Source organism: Sphingobacterium sp. UBA7038, from assembly GCF_002494055.1.
GTDB classification, from domain to species: Bacteria; Bacteroidota; Bacteroidia; order Sphingobacteriales; family Sphingobacteriaceae; genus Sphingobacterium; species Sphingobacterium multivorum.
Window position 1 is genome coordinate 25,908 of record NZ_DLAV01000009.1, and the last position, 21,395, is coordinate 47,302.

The following is a 21,395-nucleotide window of genomic DNA, read 5'->3' on the forward strand; positions in this document are numbered from 1 at the left end:
TCGATGTTTTTTTTAAATGAATAAACAAAAAGCTGCAGGATTATTCATCCGATGCAGCTTCCTAATTCATATGTTCATAACATGGATACTCTATTTTTGCAATTGTAATATGGTTCCTGCAATATATCGCGTGCCGTTGTTTTTATTAAAGTAATAAGTTACCAAAACCCTATTACTATCCAGCATAACAGCCCACGGGTAACCGATATCACCAGAACCGCCATCTTCGCGGATCACGATCTCTCCCGAACTTTCAAAATCTGTACATTCGGCATTCAGAATCCGAGCACGTATACCGTATGGCTTGTGTCGGTATCCATACACAATCATGACCCTATCGTCAGGTAACCGAAGTGCCTGTAACGGGTGTCCTTTAAACCCCATACTTTTCCATTTGAATGTCTTTCCGCCATCTGTAGACCTCGCGATACAAGCATGATCATTGTAATCTGCTGTACGAAGAAAAGCAACCAGAGCCCCCTTTGGTGTTTCATAAATAGAAGTCTCATTAAATGATATTTTAGGGTCTTCTGCTACCACGGAAAGATAATTCCAACTTCTCCCCTTATCATCCGATACCATCAGGTAGTTAGATGTCTTTTTGGACTGCGCATTGTCTGTAGCGGCAACTACCCAATATAGACGACCGCTCTTACCTTCAACCATTGCTCCTCTGTTATACACAGGTACTTTTTTGCCGTACATGTCATGATGAACCTCCTGCGAGATGGCAGGTGGATATATAGGTCCTTGCCAAGTCTTTCCATTATCATTGGATGAAAGTAGATAACCCCCTAAAAAAGTCCCGTCACTCGACTGAAAATGGATTCCTTTTAATTTCTTTAGACCATCGTCTCTCAAAAAAGACCATCCATAGCTCGCGCACAAGAGCGTGCCATCCCGTAGTCGCAGTAAACAAGGATCCTGCGATCCACCAAATGCGTGTGCATATAATAACTTCGGATCTGTCGGCCATTCTTCACCATCTTTGGACGAAAGCTGTACTAGATAGCTATTGGGATCGACATGCATGGTATGACTTTCTCCAAAAACCCGACGTTCGGGAGCCCTTCTGAACGCCAGTAGAAAAGAATTATCCTTTGTTTTAACAATCGAAGGAAAAGCCGCGTAAAATAAGCTATCTTCATAAATAACGATATCCTTGATCTTCGTAGCCCCTTTCCTTGCTTGCTGGGCATATCCTGACCCGATAGAGAGTATAGCAATGGTCAGTAGCGAATGAAATATTTTTTTCATTTTTACAATCATTTTTAAATTAATATCCCGGTGTTTGTATCACTTGCGGTTCCAAACTCAGCACCTGCTCGGAGATTGGGAAATATTCTAGGTGCTTCTCCGAAGCCCGACCAGACAAAGTAGGCACCAGTTCAAACGTTTTTCCAAAACGTACCAAATCCCACCAACGCTTACCTTCGAATACAAGTTCTAGCAGTCTTTCCTTGAGAATCAACTCATCATTCTTTATCTTATCTGTATGCACAAACCTAAACTCGTCGAAACGCATATCAAAGGCCCTTTTCCGGATTCGGTTCATCTCTTCCGATGGATCAAGATCCAAGGCATTCTTTGCCTCTGCCTTCATCAGTATAACATCTGCCAGTCGATAAATGACAAAATCGCTTGTAAAATGCCGTAGACCTGACACAAGCGTACCCCTGCCTTTAATAATCATAGTAGGGTATGCAGGAGTCGACGGCCATTCCATAAAGGAGGCATTACGCCTTTTATCTGCTGGATTAAACTGATTTTTTACCAATTCAGTAACCGTCCACACGATTCCTCCAGCCACTTGGCCAATTACTTCGCCCGTCTGAGGATCTACATCTGACGCTAAGCGTGCAGAGTACATATTAGAAAAATAATTTCCACCTACTTCCAGTTCCTTATTGCCAATCGCAAAAATTACCTCCTTATTATTCTTGTTAGCATATTTAAATAGATCTGCGAAGTTAGCGAGTAGACTGACATCAGCTTTTTCCACTTCCTCACATGCCTTTATTACTTCCTGGTAGTCTGTAGCACCACCGTCCAATTTTTTCGCGGTCCATAAATACACGTCAGCTTTTAGGGCCTGCACAGCGGCTTTAGACCAGTAATTTCGATTCCTAATAAATGAGTAATTCGCAAATAGTTTATCGGCCTCGTTAATATCATTTTTTATTAGCGAAAACACGTCAGACTGCGCTGCTCTGGGTTTGTGGATAACATCTGGTGACGCGCCCTCCACGGGCTCGGTACGTATAGGTACCTCTCCCCACGTTCGTGCCAAAACAAAGTACAGGAAAGCCCGTGAAGCAAATGCTTGCGCAAGAATATTTTTTTTATCTTGCTCGCTACTAAAGCTAATGCCGGGTACATACTTTAGAATCAAATTGGCATCATTGATAGCAGAGTACACCGACTGCCAGCTTGGCCCCGCAGACGTACGGTTCAACGTATTCAGGTAATATCGGTCGTAGTCTAGTGTACCACTTATCTTACTCCATTCCATCACTTCGCTGCGCGCCTCTCCCCAAACAAACAAATTAAAATTTGCTAAGGCCCTTTGTTTTACATACAGTGCTGTAAGTCCTCCTTTTGCATCGTCCTCACTTTTCCAGAAAGACGCATTTGTAATCACACTTGTCGGATCCAGATCCAAAGCGCTGTTACAGGAGGAGAAGGAAAGTGTAATGGCCAATAAGGAAAATGTTATTATATGTTTCGTTTCCATAACGTGCGATTTTGTGTTTATTAAAAGGATGCTTTTAGACCAAATGAAATATTACGTGGTATTGGGTATCTTCCCTGGTCAGTACCACCGTCTTCTGGATTCATACCGGTGTATTTGGTAAAGTAATACAAGTTGCTACCTGTAATATTCATTCTCAGGTTCTTCATTTTGATTTTATTTGCCCATGACGATGGGAACTTATAGCTCAATGTCACCTCACGGAGTGATAGGTAATCTGCTCGCTCATAAAACTCAGAGTTTGTCGACGTCAAATGATAGGCACTTCCTCGCCAATAGCTATAGTTTGCGGTACCAGGTACATATTGCGGTCTATCTGCCCGATCTCCAGGTTCCTTCCAGCCGCGCTCTATCATCTCTTGTGGGATATTTAGATGCGGAGCCCACATACCGCTCAAAAATATCTTCGCATAATTGTAAATCGTATGCCCTTTGGTGTAATCCATGCGCACATATAGCGAAATACCCTTGTACGATACTGATGTCGAGAAACCGCCCGTAAGTGTAGGATAAGGATTGCCTTGATAAGCTAAATCCCGAGTATCCAAGGTATCGTTACCGTCTAAATCCAAGTAATTGACGTCACCCCCGTATTTCGTTTTATCGGCAAATGGCATCGTTAGATCCACCGGTGCATTTTTTGCTTCTTCATCGGTTGAGTAGATACCAGCCTGTTGCCATGCATAAAAATCGCCGATACGCCCCCCTTCCTGAAGGCCACCTAGCCAGTTATAAGCACCTATGCTGGCATCCCATGCGTAGATACCTCCTACCCGATTATTTTTAGCACCATTTTCAGGCAATTTTAAAATTTTGGTTTTGGTAGTCGAAACATTAAACCCAAGATCCCATCTCACTGCGGCATTACGCGGTGTTAGTCCAGCATTAAACTCTAATTCGACCCCTTTATTCTGCAAGCTTCCCAGATTGGTCGATATACTAGAAAATCCAGTAGATGGCGGCAAGGTCAGATTCGTTATCAGATCATTGGTCTTGCGATTATAATAATCAAACAAGAATGTAAAGCGGTTGTCGACTAAGCCTAAATCGAGCCCCAGGTCAAAGGTATTGGACTGTTCCCATTTCAAGTTAGGATTGGCCAAGACCGAGTTTTCAACGGCCGACTCCCCTTGATATCGGCTCCCGACAACATAGGCTCCCTGTGCGTGGAAATCAGACAGTCCCGAAATATTTCCATTCACGCCATAGCTCATCCGCAATTTCAACTGGGATACGACTGGTCTAATAGAGGAGAAAAACGGTTCCTTATGCATATTCCATCCAGCAGATACACCTGGGAAAAAACCCCATTTATGATTCTGCCCCAAGTTAGATGCCCCGTCATAACGGGCGGTTAGCGAAAGTAAATACTTCTGCTGATAGTTGTAGTTTGCTCTTGCGAAGTATCCTACCATAGCAAATACACTTTCGTTTCCGCCCACGCTTACAGGCATAGAAGAAGCATTCAGCGTAGGGATCAAATCTGTCGCGGCCCCTTGTCCTGACGCACTTAATCCAAATATGTAGCGTTTAAAATAAGAGAATCCTCCCATTAGGTCTACGCTATGTCCGTCCCAACTCTTGGTATAGTTGGCCGCCAAGTCTGCCTGCGTCTGTATAGTCTTATTGTAAGCCGAGGATGCGGGTCTTGTTGTATTAACGTTGTTCACACCGTTGGTATAAGAATGAATAAACGCATAGTTATCGCCAGCTATTTTGTACAATGAAGCTTGCGGTGAAATAGTCAAACCATTTAGTGGACGCCAATCTGCAGCAAGCGATAGGCTCAAGTTCTCGCTTGTATTTTTATTATCCCGTTTATTAAGATAATAGATAGGATTCCCCGTGTTTCGCCCAGCACCAGGCGCCAAGGTTCCATCCTCAAAAACATATTTTGCCGTTGGGGCTAATCCAGCCGCCCGAAAAAACAACTCCGTATCACTGTAGACACTGTTATTGGTTGAATAAGTATACAGCATTTTACCGTTCACATCCAACTTGTCATTAACTTTCAAATCCGAGCTCAAATTGGCTGATAAGCGGTCATAGAATGTCGTTATGGCGATACCATTGTTTTTCATATAGCCTATACTACCATTAAATGTGGCTTTATCACCTCCGCCCGATACAGCAAGATGATGATCATGGGAAATGCTTCGCTGGAACAACACATCCTGCCAATCTGTCTCCTGATAGATGATTGTTTTGCTGGGATCGATAGGATCCGGCATGGATTGCCAGCCTTCATTCAGCTTATGTCGGTTCGCATCATTCAGATATTGTGTCGTGAAGCCAGTGTTTTTCGTTAAGTCATTGCCTATACCAAAACCACCGGGTTCCGTGAGGATACGAATAGATCCGGGCACCTTTCTTTCGGCAACCAATGCACCGAGTCTTCCATAATAAATATAGTCATGTGCCGAAGCCATATCATAGGTTTTCCCTACTGTAGCCAAAGAAAGATTATAAGAGTAGTCAATACTTGTACGGTTTGCCGTACCTGATTTTGTCGTAATAATAACAACCCCGTTTGAACCGCGAGCACCATAAATAGCGGTAGATGCCGCATCTTTCAAAACTTGCATCGAAGCGATATCATCCGCATTAATATCATTCATATTAGAACGGATAACACCATCAATGATATAAAGCGGAGCAGCGCCATTTGGATTATTGATGGAAGTTCCACCACGTACGATTACCCGGGGTGCTGCTCCGGGTTGCCCAGAAGTACTCTGCACCCGAACACCAGATACTGTCCCTTGTAAGGCCGAAGCTGGGTTTGCATAAGATACATTTTCCAACACTTTATCATCCAATTTAGAGATAGCGGTCGTCAGTGATTCCCGCGACTGGGATCCATATCCAATGACCAGTACCTCCTCTAGCTTCTGCTTCGACTCCTTCATTACGACTTGCAACATAGACCGCCCATTTATCCCCACTATTAGCGTTTCTAAACCAATACTGTTAAAAATTAACGTATCTCTGTTTAGATCCCCAACCGTAATTCCAAAGAAGCCCATATTATCCGTTTTTTCAGAAATGGATGTATTTTTTAACGATACCGTTACTCCAATTAAAGGATTATTTTTTGAATCCCTTACATAGCCATTTACCTTCTGTTGGGCAGACAATGGACTACACATACACAAAAACACCATTAACATCATAATTCGAAACAAACTGTTGTGTTTCTTTAGCATTTTGCAACATTGAAACGAGAACTCGGTTGCTTTCACTGAAAATTTTATCATCATATTAGTCGGTTATAAAAGGACAAAAAGACACCTTATCTTGGTTCAAAGGTAGCTTATGATTTCTTCTGTCACTACTACTTTCATGTACAATAGCTATACAATATTTCACGATGATTTACTTATTCAATATCGCTGTGCTATCACCCATTCCCCAGCAAATTTCCCCGCTTTTATTACTTGGAATCTTGGGTATTTAGCTACTGTGGGACAGATATGATATGGAATAATATACTGCATCTCACCAACATTAACGTTGTCCCATTCAGGTTCTGGAACTTCAACAATGAGGTGTTCTTCCGATTGGGAAACGGCTTTCCAATCCTCATGTCCAAGGAAATGCATCCTTCTTTCTATGGCGTTCTCAGCGGCTATGGCTTTATGCCCCAGATCGAGGCATAGTAATGCGTGAGCTGGTTTGGAAATCACCCTTGATACCAGCACTGCGCCAAAGTGGAAGGGCTGTTCTTTTAGGATAGAAGCATACCCCCAATCCCACAACATAAAGGTACCGGGACTACATTCCACGAACGACAATGCTCTATATATAGGAAATGTATTGGCACCGCCCAGCACAAGTTTTAGCTTGCGGTACAGTGCCTCCTGTAACTGTTTATACAATTGGAGTACCTGTTCAAGTAGCGGTTTCACTTTTCTAAATCTCTCATTAAGACCGTAGTCTTGAATATGGCCGTCATAGCCGTGCAGCCCGACAACATTCAAATTCGAAAATTTCGAAACTTGTAAACCGAAGTCAAACCCTTCATCCACAACAACCCCCGTTCTGTTCATCCCCAAATTAAGATCAATAAACACATCGATATAAACTCCTCTAACAGCAGCTTGTTCATTAAGAACTTGTACACAGTAAACGGAATCTACCAATACTTGAAATTTTGTTCGGGGAAACAAAACGACAAGATCCAAGAACGCCGAAACGTTAGCCCCCACAAGTGGATAGGCAAGTAGTACTTCACCCGCCGATATTTCAGCAAGCAGCTCAGCTTCTTTAATCGTTGCACATTTAAACTTGGTAATTCCTGCTTTCAATAGGAGTCCGACAAGTTCCCTGCATTTGATCGTCTTGATATGTGGTCTTAGATTTTCAGCCCTACAATTTTTCAGAGCCATCGCTATATTTGCTTCAACCAGCTTTGGGTAAAGCAAAATATTAGGTGTCAGCATAGAAGCTTCGTCTAGCAGCTTATAAGTTTCCATCTTCAGCTTAACTTCTATGATGGGTTTCCAAAAGTTGGACCAGACTATTTTTAATGCGGTCCTCTGCCTGTTCCTCTAAGAATGAAGATCTTGCCCGCCAGGTTTCATAACCCCCAAAATCAAATTCATGGGATGGCGGGACATATCCTACATAATCATTCGCCATCGATATGGTAAAATACTGGGGGAATAATGATTTTAAATCCAGGCCTGTAGCCGCGAAAAACTCTCCGCCGAGTGCTCCGATCAGCGTACCTCCTATTTTGAAAGTTTGGATCGGAAACAGAACCGAATCCGGATACGCTTCCAAAAGCACCTGTTCACGGGCATATACCTTTTCATAAAGATCTTCATCCAGGTAAGTCAACTCCTCATAATCGGTACGCTCTACCACCGATTTTGCTTTTTCAAGCAATAATCCCGGAATGGGCCGCTTACGGAGCTCAATATCGGTAGCGCTGCATCGAAGATCGGGGTCTTCATCCCACACCAAATGCTTTAGCTGCCCCTTTAGCGCCGCAGCAAGATCATCGGCTATAAATTTGCTTTTGGCATGGTCTTTTTTGGGATATCGGTCTTCATCTATAAAATCCCAGATATTTACCTCACCACTGGTTCCATTGCTCATAAGAACCACCAAGTCTTTAGCGTCTAACTGCTGTTGAACGGCGGTAGCGAAGTATCCGAAGTAATCCGCAGAAATCACATTGCGGGGACAGTCTCCCACATAGTGAAGGCCATAATTTGCCAATATGGCAAGCCATTCCCCCGATAAGGTCTGTATAGCGATAAAACTGAGTTCACCATCGGGAACCGAATTCCTTCCGATAATATTTTGTTCTGCACCGAAAGGATTTGTTTTCACCTGATCCAAGGTGCCGGACACTGGGTTTACTGCCCGATAGGAGCTGTCCATCTTATAGCGCCTACAGGTGACGTGTTCGGGCTTTTGGACCCGACCAAATGCAACTTTAGCCGCTTTTGGACCTTCACTTACCATTTCGGCCAGCTCGACCAGCTTTTTTGCTAGCTGCTGCCGGTATGCAAGGTCAGCATGTGCCAATAAAAGATCGGCGACTGCTCCCGTGGAATGTGAATGTGTGCTCGAAATCAGCTGATTTGAGACAGGAATACCGATCCTCTGCTCAATTTCTGCTTTAATCGGGTCAAGAAATTCACGTTTCATGACACAGATATCAACGACAATCAATAGTATTCTCACATTTTCGTATCGGAGATAAATAGCTTTAGCATATAATGGGTCTGCTATTTTACTCGCGTATCGACAGGTAAACTCTCCATTAATCACCGTTCCCAATGAAGGTGTGATGTCTATTTGATCTGCATTCGCATATAACATAATCTTCGGTGTTAACTTAAGTTATTTCTTAGAAAAGATAACCAATTGCCATGAAAAATACGGTCTATATCCGCATCGGAATATCCTTTTCCAGATAAAATATCGTCTAATCTTTGTAGATCTGCAATACTGTTTAAGTCCCATGGACACTGCTCCGTCCCAAATATACCATCCAAATCAGATCCTATACCAATGTTTTGCGCATTTCCCGCTATCTGACAAATATGATCCCAATGATCTACCAGTTGCTGCATTTTAATATCCAGTTGCCAAGGATCAGAAACCGCATCAATGAATCGGATATCCATTGCCCAGCAGTCCAGCATCCCGCCGATAACGGCTCCACGGGCCACCAATTTTTTTATCTGTTCATCGGATAGCTGCCTTTGATTCGGCACGATCTTCCTGACATTATGATGTGAAGCCCAAAGAGGTCCTTCATATATGTCCATCACCTCTTCAAACCCTTCATCTGTCAGGTGTGTCACATCCAATATCATATTAAGCCGTCCCATCTCCTTTAAAAGCTCATGAGCTGCCGGTTCCAGACGCCCTGTCATCTTTGTGCCCGGCGCATAACGGCCCGGACCGAAATGAGACAGCCCCACAGCACGTAAACCATAGGCATGGGCCTCATGCAGATAGTCAACATTCACCAAAGAATCTGCCCCTTCCAAACTTAAGATATAGCCTATCGCCTTGTCCGTATTCGGGCTCCCATCATTCCAGTAGTTCAAATGCTCTTCAAGTTCGGATTTATCCTGGATCATTTTCATTTCTCCAAGCTTCTCCATCTCTTTGTACCAAAGCAATTGCGCCTGAGTCATTGCCCACGCTTGTTGTGGAGAATGCCATCCCGGCAATTTCGATCCCACAGGGGATACTCTGGACAACTGGGTAGCGACCACCAGACCTATATTTCCTTTTCGCAACTCCGGAAAGCATACCGTACCATTCCCACGATCCGCTTTATCTGGTTTAAATAATTCACGCTTCCGAATTGCGTCCAAGGGTTGCGTAAGGTCTCTATTCCATTCCATAGCGTTCATAGCCAGATCTAGGTGCGCATCCACCAAGAATCGCTGATTGTGATTATCCCTCTGCATATTCCTTTTTATATTTGGTTATTAGCGTATTTATCTCTTTAGAAAAACCCCTGACAATAAATTCCCATTTCTCCAGATCCCCCTCCTTATATTTATACAGGCCGGAAAGACTTTTCATACCAGTCTCGCCATTTTGGACCATACGCTCGAACCAATCAGGTACATCCTGACTATTGGATAACTCGGGATTGAGATCCTTCATGACCATAGCATAGGCAACCGTTCCCATCAGGTCCATATACAGGTAGTTGCCCGTAAAAGGGAGATAGTAGCCCGCATCGTTTCGGCAAGCCCGGTCTATACTCTCTACACTCGCATAACCTTTATCAACCAAATAGAATGCTTCCCGCGCCATTGCCGCCAGCATATACGCCCTGACACTGATGCCACCCTTAACGATATAGGGATCCTTCTTCAACCGTTGCTTTGCCCAGTTAAAGAGTCCTTCAACGTACCCGGCCTGATTATGTTTGGTTTCAATAATTTCCATAAACGGTGAAGCTGTGACGGGATAACAGAAGTTGACACCTACGACCTCCGCATTCACCTTTTCCTGAATTTCACTGAGTTCAACCCCGTCCACATTTACGCATATAAAACCTTTGGCTGAAACGGCATCTTCCAGCTTGTTAACCCAAAGACACTTTTCCATTAATTCATCTTCTGTAAAGACAAATATTAAATCATATGCTGAGTCCAGGGGCAAAGGTGCGTCGACAAATTCAACATCCAACTGATCCTGACGAAGCTCGTCATAAAAGTCCCGGGCAATAACAGATGATCCGGCAACCAGAAGACGGGGATTTTCAACATTGTACATACACCATCCTTTTAGCTAATTGACATTTCTTTAAATACATCCTCAACCGCGGTGAGTGCAGCATCTACATCCTGTTCAGAGGTTGCCGCAGAAATATACCATAATCCTCTTCCGATCACACGTATTCCCCGGTCATGAAGTTTTGCGATAAAGGTTCCAAGTTTTGCTTTATCCGACTGTAATACGTCCCTAAACTCATGCACCTCTTTTAAGTCTGTAAATGAGGTATTCAGCATGGGACCGGGTCCTTGCACGAGCATATTTTGCTGATAGGCATTATTTAATGCGATCAGGCCTAACTTAAGCTTTAGGCCCAATTCAAAAATGCGGACATAAACTGCTGTATCTCTCTCCAGTATACGGATAGTCGAAAGCGCGGCGGCAACAGTGGGGTTTGATGCATTCATAGTACCCGCATGAATTACTCGTCCAGAAGAAATTTCATTCATCCATTCCTTTTTCCCTACAATTGCCGAAATCGGGTATCCCGACCCCATGGCTTTAGCAAAGATTGCCATATCAGGAACTACACCAAAATAGCCCTGAGCACCGGACAATCCCATCCGAAAACCTGTAATTACCTCATCCATGATAAAAGCAATGCCAAACCGTTGGGTCAATTCTCTCATTTTATGGAGATAGCCGTTCTTAGGCATTATACAGCCATTATTGCACATGATAGGCTCTGAGATCACTGCTGCTAACTGATCCTTATATTTAAAGATCGTTTCCTCAAGAATCTGCTCGTCATTCCACGGAATCACAATAAATTCTGTCCGGCTGTTTTCGGCCAAACCAGCGCTCCAGGGAAATACATTGGGTTGATCTCGTGCACCCGGATTTGCTCCTGCAGGATAGCTTAAACCATAGGCAACATTATCAAGCCAGCCGTGGTAATGACCTTCAAACCTCAAGAAAAGCTGCCTTTGCGTCTTGGACCGTGCAACTCTTATCGCTGTCTGTACCGCTTCTGAACCGTCTAAACAAAACCGCATCAGTTCCGCTGAGGGAATCAAGCGGTTCAACGTTTCCGCCAGTTCAATTTCCTGCAAATGCTGCCCGGCAAACAACTGCCCGACCTCGCTGTAGTTGGCGATATCACGCAGTAATTCGGGATGGGAATGACCAAGAATCAATGGCCCTTGGCTTAGTGTAAAATCAATATATTTATTGCCATCAACATCGTATATTTTTGACCCTTTGCCGTGGGTATAAAATAAGGCATGTGGATGATTATATTTTCTAAATTCGGAAGATACGCCTGATGCAAGTACCTTGCTTGCTCTTTCTAACAATTCCTTTGATTTTAAATACGAATAATTATGCATCCGTTTATAGATTAAGATCGTTTATTTTTTTTCTATACTTATCGGACAATCGGTATATTTCTTCATTGAAATTGGAAAAATCCTGTTCCAGCTTCTTTGCTGAAGCCTCCGTATGAGGGTATAGCCCGGTTAAATTATGAATACCCCGCCCGCCTTTTTCCAAAATTTTCTCCATCTGCATCGGTACCCCCTGCAGATTCCCCAGTTTTGGAAACAGATGTTTATAGATATTCAAATAATCTGACAAACCGATAAAATCCATCCGCCTAAAAATTCCCATTATTGTGATCCAAGCCCCCATATCGTGCTGAAAACACTTATCTAGACCTGACATGGAAATATGTCCCTTATTTATTAAGGAAAAACCTTCTCTGTAGACTGCATACATTAATCTGTTGGTGATAAATCCACGAATATCTTTGTACAACAGCGTCGGCTCTTTCTCCCAATTTTCTGCCTCATCCCTAATCCTCTCAGCGAGCTCAACCTTGGTTTCCCTGCCACAGGTAATTTCTAGAAAGCGGGTGGCATAAGCTGGTTCTGCCCAATGAATCCCCATAAAACGTGTAGGCAATTTCAAATATTGCTGCAGGTGGCTAATTGGAATCGCAGAAGTGTTGGTTGCTATAATAGTATCTACACTCACTTGCCGTTCGATGTGCTGATACACCTGCTTTTTTATCAGCTCAACTTCAACCACACATTCGATGACCAAATCACAACCTTTTAATAAGCTATAGTCAGCTGTCACCTGATACCGGGACGCATAGAAGGATAATGCTTCCGGCAAAAGCCCCATCTTCCAGCAGAGAGAAAGCTGTTCTTGGATCCGTTTACTACCAATCTCAAGCTCTTCGGGCAAGGGGGTCAAAGCAACAACCCTATAACCGGCCTTTAAAAATGAAACTATAATACTGCTGCCCATTAAACCCAATCCGACCACAGCAATGCTGCTCCTAAACGATTTTTCTTTCATCAGCCCTTGTATACGATGCAATCAATCTCAACTTTTATTCCCTCAGCAAGGACAGACTGAACTGTGGTTCTTGCTGGCCTTATGTTGGTAAAATAACGTCCGTATACTGTGTTGAAGCGATCAAAATCGGCGATATCAGCCAGGTGAACAGTACATTTAACAACTTGATCCATTGTAGCACCCGCGTTTTCAACTATAGCTTTTATATTCTGTAACGTCTGCTCTGTTTCTTCTTCAATAGATCCCAGTATAAATTTGGATTGTTTAAAATCAACACTAGCCTGTCCCGAAACAAATAGCATCCCACCTACAAAAACAGCATCTGAATAGGCTCCCGTTTCAAAAGCTGAATCCCTATCTGGGTGACTAATTTTTTTCTTTTGCATAATTTCTATTTAGTTAACCAAAATTAGCGGACAGAAAATCGCAAAACCTATGTATTTATATCTAAAACTTACACTATTTTTCAATAATATGCGTGCGCCTTTTCCCATTGTTGTGCAGTTCTTGGGTTGATTTTCATTAAGGTAGCAAATTGCTTCCGGCTTAGACCATTTATATATATGAACGCCTTTATTCTGCCCTCGAATGCTGTTAAGTCTAACTCGAATGGATAATAACCTAAGAATCTAATTAATGCTGGATAATAGTGGATTTGAGGAGTACTTCGATTATTTTCCCCATAACTATCCAACTGAATGGTTCAACCAGAATGCTGAAGTGATTCGGGGACAATGACAATAATTCAAAAGGATAAATATTGAGAAAATAAAACAAAGCAAAAACATTTTAGCGATTTTGGACGATAAATTTTAAGCATGATCTGGAGATAGACGGAAGTGATTGACAAATATATTAGAATCAGTTTAGATAGGTCAACAGAAAAATAAAGATGAAATATTTAATGCGAATTGAAAGAGGAAATATTTGTTTTCTCAGATTATTAGGTGATAAAAGATCGCAATACATCCAATACTATTATTCCTCACCATATTCTTTCGGTGAAACACCAAATTGCTTCTTGAAGCTTGTTGAGAAATGCGACAACGTACTGAAACCCGTCATGTCGGCGATCTCCGATACATTAAATTTCCCCTCCGACAGTAGCTCTGCGGCACGGTTCAGCTTGTACATTCTGAAGAATACGCTGGGGTTTTCGCCTGTGAGTCCTTTAACTTTGTAATAAAATTTCGTACGTGATATTTTTAACACTTCTGTCATACGCGCAACATTTAATTCAGTATTTGACAACTCTTTCTCCATCAATTCATACAAACCGGTCATAAATGTATTATCTTGGGGAGATAAAATATTAGCACCAATTCTCTCCGTTTTTGTTGCTTTTCCCAACAACATCTTTATCTTTTCGCGATTTGATAGTTGGGACTTGATAAGTGCCAGCAAATAATTAGGTTCAAATGGCTTGGTTACATACGCATCGGCACCGATATTGAGACCTGTTACCTGATCTTCTACAGTAGCTTTTGAAGTTATCAATACTACAGGAATATGACATAACTGAATATCGTCCTTTACCCTATAGCAGAGATCGAAGCCACTTGTTCCGGGCATTACGATATCACTTAGTACCAGGTCGACTGCATCTTCCTTTAAAACCTTATATGCATTTTCGGCATCGAAACAACAAATAAGATTATAATAGGGTGACAGGAGTAATTTTAGATAATGCACGACTTCGATATCATCGTCGACTACTAATATAGAAAAACGTTTCCGGTCAGAAATACTTTTTCCGTCCGAACGATGATGTTCATTAATCTGAAGCGGGAAAGATTGTTCCTGATTTATTTGTTCATGATCTTTTTCTTCTTCGCGATAGGTTGTGTTATCTACTGGCAATATAAAAATAAACACGGATCCTTTCTCATTCAGTTTATTAACAGCCTTGATATATCCATGATGGAGCCTGGCCAATTGACGTGCATAATAAAGTCCGATACCTGTTCCCCAGTTATAAGTACCTCGCAATTGTTCGTCGATCTGATAATAACGCTCAAATATTTTCTCTTGATCTTCTTCCCGAATTCCCGGTCCGGAATCAGAAACACTCACTTTTACGTACTCCGTGCTTATATCATCACCGTTCAACAAAAACAAATCCATAGCCTCATTTCGGGAAATTACATCAAACGCGATATCAATTCTTCCGTCGCTAGGAGTAAATTTAAGCGCATTGCTGATCAGGTTATTTATCATCCCTTCTATCTTATCAGCATCTAACCACATTATAAATATATCTTCCAGTCCATAAGTCTTAATTACTATCCCCTTGTCATTCGCGTTTACAACAAACACTTCTACTAGACGCTTCAGTTCCGATACGATATCAGTACGTTTCACTTTCAACTTCAATACATCGTTCTCCAGCTTGTTGAAGTCCATCAGTTGATTAACCAGTTTCATCATCCTGTTGACATTTCGCTGAATTAAAGAGAGTAACTGCTTATTTTCCCCCGTATGATATAAATGAGTTAGCGGGCCGCTAATCATCGTAAGTGGTGTACGAAATTCTGTGCAACATTGGCAAAAAAACTCATGTTCATTTTATTTAGACGTTGCTCTTGCCCCTTCTCCAATTCGGTTTGTGCGGTACGCAGTTTGCTCAACTGATTACGATTATATAAACGAAGTATGATCAGCACAATTATTCCTACTACCAGAGCGTATAAGATATACGCCCACCACGTAGCCCAAGGGGCAGGTTTGACAGTAATTGATATGGCATTTTCCGCCTCTACTATAGACTTGTCATTGTTTGTTATCCGGACTTTAAAAGTATATTTCCCCGCAGGGAGATTTGAGTAATATGCCTCCCTGCTATTTCGAGCATCTATCCAGAGTTTGTCAAACCCCTCCATTAAATAATGGTAATGCACCCTTTCGTATTCAGAGTAATCCAGCGCCGCAAATGTAATTACAAAACTATTCTGATCGTGCTTAAGCCGGATTGACGGATTGTAAACAAGATTCTTATCAATACAGTCACTTTGGAATGGACGGATCAGCTGATTATGTATTTTTAAATCCTCGAACAGCAACGGAACATCCCGTTTTAAAGTTACATCGACCGGATTAAAAAACGTGAGGCCATGAGTACCGCCGAAAATAATTGTTCCATCCTCAAGACGGCATACAGCTCGTTCATTAAACTGATTGCCGCCGATTCCGTCGGTCTTATAATAGTTGGTAAACTTATTGATAGTCCGGTCATATTTGCTCAGTCCATATAATGTGCTTGCCCAGATATTTCCCTGCGCATCTTCTGTGATCGCCGAAATATCAGTGCAGGCAGCACCTTCAATTTTTTCTATTTTGCCGGTTCGACGTGAATATCGCAATATACCATTGGTAATTGTGCCAATCCAGATATCTCCATGCGAATCTTCCCAAAAACATACCGGAATAAACATCGTTGAGGGTGTGAGATGCGGGTAAATATCAATTTCTTTGATTTCCCATGTATGCGGGTCTATCAATCGCGGATTATACGGATAAGAGCCGACCAATATTTCTCCGGTTGAAAGTGTCGTCAGGGTATTGGTAAATGTAAAACTCGGTGAAAAAAGCTTCAATTCCTCAAATTGTTCAGCCCCCCGGCGCAATGCATATATGCCATCGCTATGGGATGCAGCCCAAATGGTTCCATTGCTGTCTTGCGTAAACTCCGACTTAACCTTCGGCAGCCAATAAGCTTTTTCCTGTATCAGTTTATTATTTTTCTTGTCATATCGAAAACGGATTACTTTAGCACTTGCACTGAGCCATATTTTATTTTCATTGTCGACAAAAATAGACCTCACTTCGGTGGGGAGATATTTCTTCTCCGGGAAGAAATGCTCCGTTTCTACCGACCTTATAACTTCTTTGTCCATATCATAAACAAATAACCCATCAACAGAAGTGTTTATCCACAATTGGTTATCATGATCCATTTTCAAGGAAGTGACCGATAGATTCTCGGTAAAAGTGCGCAAATAGTTATTGTTGTTGAAACGTTCCTTGTAACTATAATAAGTAACAAAGCTCTGATCAAAAGAGCCAATCCACAGATTTTTTTGCGAATCGGTAAACATGGAAGTTACCTTGAATTTCGGCGGTTCAAAGGGAAAGCCGGCCTCATCTTGATAGACTACCTTCTCTTCGGCATAATCATATAGAAAGAAACCATCTTGTGTATAAAGAAGCAATGTTGTCGAACTGTAAGGATGAATGTACTCGATTATTGCATCCGCCAATTTTGGATGATGGCGTATTGCTTCGGGCTTTTCCTTCATCTTCCCAGAGCGTGTGTCAAAAATAAAAAGCTTATTAGAGGAAGTCAGCCATATTTCCCCATTTTCGCGCATAAATGCGTATTGTATGTATTGACCGTGTGTACTGTAGCTGCCCTTCAATTCCAATGTTGTAGAATTGTAGCAACGTATCAGGTATGGATTAACGACCCAAAGATTATTTTCGCCATCTATAAAACACTTCACAATAAAAGAATTCCGATCGGTAAGGTCCGGGATGGCTGTACGAAATTTATTCTCTCCGGGTACATATTCAGCTATCTCTATTCCAAGGTTCAATAAAAGACGACCATCATGATTTTCCAATATCTGCTGTACATACTGCCCGTTACCTTCAATGGGTACCCGTTCAAAATAATCCTGTTCAGTATACCTGCAAATACCACTTACAGTACCGATCCATAAGCGTTTTTTTGAGTCACTAAGTAACGAACGTATCTGATTGTTGGGTATGCTCAACGTATCGCCGCTGTTAAAGTATTGATGATATTCATGTGGATTATATTTGTTCAACCCCCGAAATGTTCCAATCCAGATGTGACCAAAACTGTCTTCCATAAATCCGGTTATTTGCTGATTAGAAAGGTCCCCGGCTATTACATAACCAGAATCGACTTTGGGACTCTCTTTTTTCGTTTTTTTACATGAAAGAGCAATGCCAAACAGGACAAGAATTATGAGAAATCGGGTATGATGTTTCATACGTGTTAATTCAGCGATGTGGAATTAAATATTAATTGGTTTATATCAAAGATATGCATTAATTCTACGCTACTCAAGGTAGAGTTGTTCAAAAAAACTGTCACAGACTAGATTTTGAATAAATCAGCAAACTTTTGAACAAACAGAAAACCAATTTTGAACAAACTTATAAACATTATATACGCATCAGCAAGTCATCTGAACGCCTTATGTATAATATTGCAATATCAATTTATCGGAGTTGTTTTAAACCTAAATATATGTGAACACAATAGACCTTCTATAACTATTGTTTTCAGCTTATTTATTTCGTCTGCAGGAGCAAGCCAGATATCGGCGGCGTATGCAAATAGAAGCTTTATCCATCGGACAAAGGCACAACAAATCACGACAAAGAGCTGCTTGATATCGTGCTGTCGTTCGCTGTTCTTGGATTTTAGTTAACCAATTATATTATAAACAAACTAACAATTATTAAATGAAAAGTAGTATGAAACGCACAGAAATGAAAAGGTTGGTGGCACTAGCACTACTCTTCCTTATCGGGATACCTTATCTGCTTGCCCAGAGTCAGATTAAAGTATCAGGCAAAGTTCTCAAAGGGAATAAGGAAGCATTGATTGGAGTAAGTGTCGTAGAGAAAGGAACTGTTAATGGAACCAAAACCGGCACCAACGGAGAGTATTCACTTTCGGTAAAACAAGGTTCTACTCTTGTTTATTCTTATCTGGGTTATGTACCCCAGGAAAAACCAGCCATTAATGAAACAATAAATATAACCCTGCTTGAAGAAACCCGTGTGCTGGATGAAACAGTGGTAGTGGGATATGGCATACAACGGAAAAGCTCCGTAACCGGAGCCATATCCCAGGTAAAAAGTGAAGACATCCGAAACCGTACAATCAGCAATGCTCCCGCCGCTCTACAAGGAAAGACCGCCGGTGTACAGGTTATTCAGACTTCTGCTGCTCCCGGTTCTTCACCGACAGTACGTGTACGGGGCTACTCTTCCAATGCATCTTCCAACCCGTTATATGTCGTTGACGGCATCCGTCTGTCAGACATCAGTGGTATTGACCCAAACGACATCTCGTCTATAGAAGTATTGAAGGACGCTGCGTCTGCGGCTATTTATGGTGCCGAGGCAGGTAACGGTGTTGTCCTTATTACCACGAAAAAGGGAATAGCGGGACAAGGAAAAATCACCTATGATTTTCTGAATTCTTCGCAATCATTAGCCCGTATCCCAAAAATGCTGAATGCAGAAGAATATATCAATTATATGGCAGAAGCGAAGACTTTTACAAGAGATTATCTGTTGAAAAACTGGAATGGCAGTACCAATACCAACTGGATTGATGTAGCTTTTGAGCATAGCAAAATGAAGAAACACAGCATCGCATTCACAAATGGAGGACAGGAAAGCAATTACTATCTCTCACTAAACTATCTGGATAATGATGGAATCGTAAAAGGAGATGCAGATATTCACAAACGTCTGACGGCTACCATCAATTCGGAATATAAAATAAAACCCTGGTTAAAAGTAGGGACTACCAATCAGATAGAAAGGTATAACGTTCGCAGTGTTTCCAGCAACAATGAATATGGCAGCTTATTGACCGCTATATTGCAGCTTGACCCACTTACACCAGACACGTATTCCTACAATGACCTGCCACAGCATATGCTCAGTGCCTTGAAGAGTGGAAAACATTTGTTGCAAAACGAGTATGGGGATTACTACGCTGTCTCCAATTATTTTGCAGGTGAACAGTATCACCCCATGATTATGCGTGACAATAACATTGGGAAGAATAGTGGTTACAATGTAAACGGTTCTATTTATGCCGACTTCAGACCAATCAACAATTTAACATTCACTTCCCGTTTTGGTTATCGCTTGTCGGGCACCCGTACATCTACAACATCTTTGCCTTTCTATGGAAATGCAACACAAAGTCGCGATTATGTAGGTCAGGACAACACCTCCTCTACTTCAATCTACTACCAGTGGGAGAACTTTGCCAATTATACAAAGACCTTTGGCCGACATAATCTTACCGGTATGATCGGGATGTCTTTTCAGGAATCGAATTATGATTATGTCAATGGCAGCCTTTCTCCAAACGAAGAAGACGCTTTAAAGAAGAATGATCCACTATTTTACTATTTAAATTATGGTTCAGCTTCTGCAACTAAAGGAGTAGGCGGCGAAAACACACTTTCGACAAAATTATCTTACTTCGGTCGTGTAGGTTATGAATATGCGGGCCGCTATATGGTACAAGCTTCTTTGCGGGCCGACGCAGCCGACCTGTCCTTGTTGCCTTCCAGTAATCGTTGGGGATATTTTCCAGCTGTTTCTGCCGGATGGACTCTTTCAGAAGAAAATTTCTTCGCATCATTAAAAGATAACATCAATAGCATGAAGCTACGCGCCAGTTGGGGGCAAAATGGTAGTTTAGCTGCCTTGGGCGGATATGCATATAGTACAGATATGACATTGGGGGGCTTTTATCCATTTGTGCTCGGTAATACATATATTACGTCTGCTGCTCCTTCTACAATGGGCAATGACGGGTTGAAATGGGAAACTTCCGAACAGATAGATATTGGTCTAGACGCTCGTTTTTTGCGGGACCGACTGACTTTGAGTGCAGATTACTTTGACAAAAAGACAAAAGACCTGTTGGTCACCGGTACTACTCCCTCGCTAATTATCGGTGGTACAACCTCCCCCATGAATGCCGGTAATGTTAGCAACAAGGGTTGGGAGTTCGAACTGGGCTGGAAAGATCATGTAGGTGATTTCAATTACGCTATCCTTGGCAACCTGGCGACCCTAAAGAATAAAGTCACCTATATAGACCCTTCCATCACCCGCTTGTCAGGAGTCAATTTCCACACCAGCACCATCACTTATTTTGAAAGAGGTTATCCAGTTTACTATTTTCGGGGATATCAGTTTCAAGGCGTTGACCCCGAAACCGGTAATCCTACTTTTTATGATCTAGATAAAAGCGGAGACCTGAATGACGGGGATTTGACCTATATAGGTGATGCTATCCCGGACTTTACTTATGGCGTTACGCTGACGTCAGCATGGAAAGGACTTGACCTGACTGTCTTTGGAGCAGGCTCCCATGGAAACCAAATCTTCAATTGTATCAACCGTCCAGACTACGCTGCATCAAATAAGCTGAAAGAGGTATTCTACGACAACCGTTGGACGGCAGATAATAAGATGGGTACGGTGCCTCGCGCCGGTGCAACAAATATGGATAAGTATCAAACCTCTGATGCTTTGGTTTACGACGGCTCATTTTTTAAAATCAAGCAAATTCAATTGGGGTATACACTACCAAAGGATTGGTTAAGGAAACTCTATATCAGTAATCTCCGTTTTTATACTTCTTTAGAAGATTTTTTTACGATAACGAAGTATCCGGGATTTGATCCCGAGGCGGCCGCGAATTCAACCTCCGGTATGGGAGTTGATAAGGGCTCTTACCCTTCCAGCAAAAAAATAGTGCTAGGTCTTAATATCGAATTTTAATTAA

The 21,395-nt window shown here is 42.0% G+C and carries 13 protein-coding genes and 1 pseudogene; 1 reads left to right on the plus strand and 13 read right to left on the minus strand.

All coding sequences use genetic code 11. The annotated features are described in order from the left end of the window. Window positions 1-90 precede the first annotated feature (90 nt). The 13 genes and pseudogenes from B3H30_RS04275 to B3H30_RS04330 form a co-directional block, all read right to left on the minus strand. Complete coding sequence (locus B3H30_RS04275) at window positions 91-1,257, minus strand: sialidase family protein (protein ID WP_286833420.1); 1,167 nt, start codon at window positions 1,255-1,257, stop codon at window positions 91-93. Between the two features lie 19 nt (window positions 1,258-1,276). Next, window positions 1,277-2,734, minus strand: a complete 1,458-nt coding sequence (locus B3H30_RS04280; RefSeq protein WP_286833423.1) for a RagB/SusD family nutrient uptake outer membrane protein — start codon at window positions 2,732-2,734, stop codon at window positions 1,277-1,279. Between the two features lie 20 nt (window positions 2,735-2,754). Next, window positions 2,755-5,958, minus strand: coding sequence for a SusC/RagA family TonB-linked outer membrane protein (locus tag B3H30_RS04285; protein ID WP_286833425.1), 3,204 nt, complete (start codon window positions 5,956-5,958; stop codon window positions 2,755-2,757). A 177-nt stretch (window positions 5,959-6,135) separates the two neighbouring features. Continuing rightward, window positions 6,136-7,227: an alanine racemase gene (locus tag B3H30_RS04290; RefSeq protein WP_286833427.1), complete on the minus strand. Its 1,092-nt coding sequence runs from the start codon at window positions 7,225-7,227 to the stop codon at window positions 6,136-6,138. 7 nt (window positions 7,228-7,234) lie between these two features. After that, window positions 7,235-8,587, minus strand: a complete 1,353-nt coding sequence (locus B3H30_RS04295; RefSeq protein ID WP_286833429.1) for a hypothetical protein — start codon at window positions 8,585-8,587, stop codon at window positions 7,235-7,237. 11 nt (window positions 8,588-8,598) lie between these two features. Continuing rightward, window positions 8,599-9,693: a dipeptidase gene (locus tag B3H30_RS04300; protein ID WP_286833431.1), complete on the minus strand. Its 1,095-nt coding sequence runs from the start codon at window positions 9,691-9,693 to the stop codon at window positions 8,599-8,601. After that, a complete protein-coding gene (locus tag B3H30_RS04305; RefSeq protein ID WP_286833433.1) occupies window positions 9,680-10,513 on the minus strand; it encodes a 3-hydroxyacyl-CoA dehydrogenase family protein in 834 nt (277 codons plus the stop codon). The genes B3H30_RS04300 and B3H30_RS04305 overlap by 14 nt, the downstream gene beginning before the upstream one ends. Before the next feature lie 11 nt (window positions 10,514-10,524). Then, window positions 10,525-11,808, minus strand: a complete 1,284-nt coding sequence (locus B3H30_RS04310; protein ID WP_286833436.1) for an aspartate aminotransferase family protein — start codon at window positions 11,806-11,808, stop codon at window positions 10,525-10,527. A 37-nt stretch (window positions 11,809-11,845) separates the two neighbouring features. Next, window positions 11,846-12,817, minus strand: coding sequence for a 3-hydroxyacyl-CoA dehydrogenase family protein (locus tag B3H30_RS04315; RefSeq protein WP_286833439.1), 972 nt, complete (start codon window positions 12,815-12,817; stop codon window positions 11,846-11,848). Beyond that, complete coding sequence (locus B3H30_RS04320; RefSeq protein ID WP_286833440.1) at window positions 12,817-13,203, minus strand: RidA family protein; 387 nt, start codon at window positions 13,201-13,203, stop codon at window positions 12,817-12,819. Before B3H30_RS04320 ends, B3H30_RS04315 begins: the two co-directional genes overlap by 1 nt. Window positions 13,204-13,795: 592 nt before the next feature. After that, window positions 13,796-15,244 carry a hybrid sensor histidine kinase/response regulator transcription factor gene (locus B3H30_RS04325; protein WP_286833443.1) on the minus strand — a complete coding sequence of 483 codons (1,449 nt, stop codon included), beginning with the start codon at window positions 15,242-15,244 and terminating at the stop codon, window positions 13,796-13,798. A 12-nt stretch (window positions 15,245-15,256) separates the two neighbouring features. Then, window positions 15,257-15,328, minus strand: a pseudogene (locus B3H30_RS24825) (hypothetical protein); the annotation flags it as partial. Next, window positions 15,325-17,832, minus strand: coding sequence for a ligand-binding sensor domain-containing protein (locus B3H30_RS04330; RefSeq protein ID WP_286833445.1), 2,508 nt, complete (start codon window positions 17,830-17,832; stop codon window positions 15,325-15,327). The pseudogene B3H30_RS24825 and the gene B3H30_RS04330, both read right to left, overlap by 4 nt. Before the next feature lie 490 nt (window positions 17,833-18,322). On the opposite strand from B3H30_RS04330, the gene B3H30_RS04335 reads away from it, so the two are divergent. After that, window positions 18,323-21,391, plus strand: a complete 3,069-nt coding sequence (locus B3H30_RS04335) for a SusC/RagA family TonB-linked outer membrane protein (protein WP_286833447.1) — start codon at window positions 18,323-18,325, stop codon at window positions 21,389-21,391. Window positions 21,392-21,395: the final 4 nt, after the last annotated feature.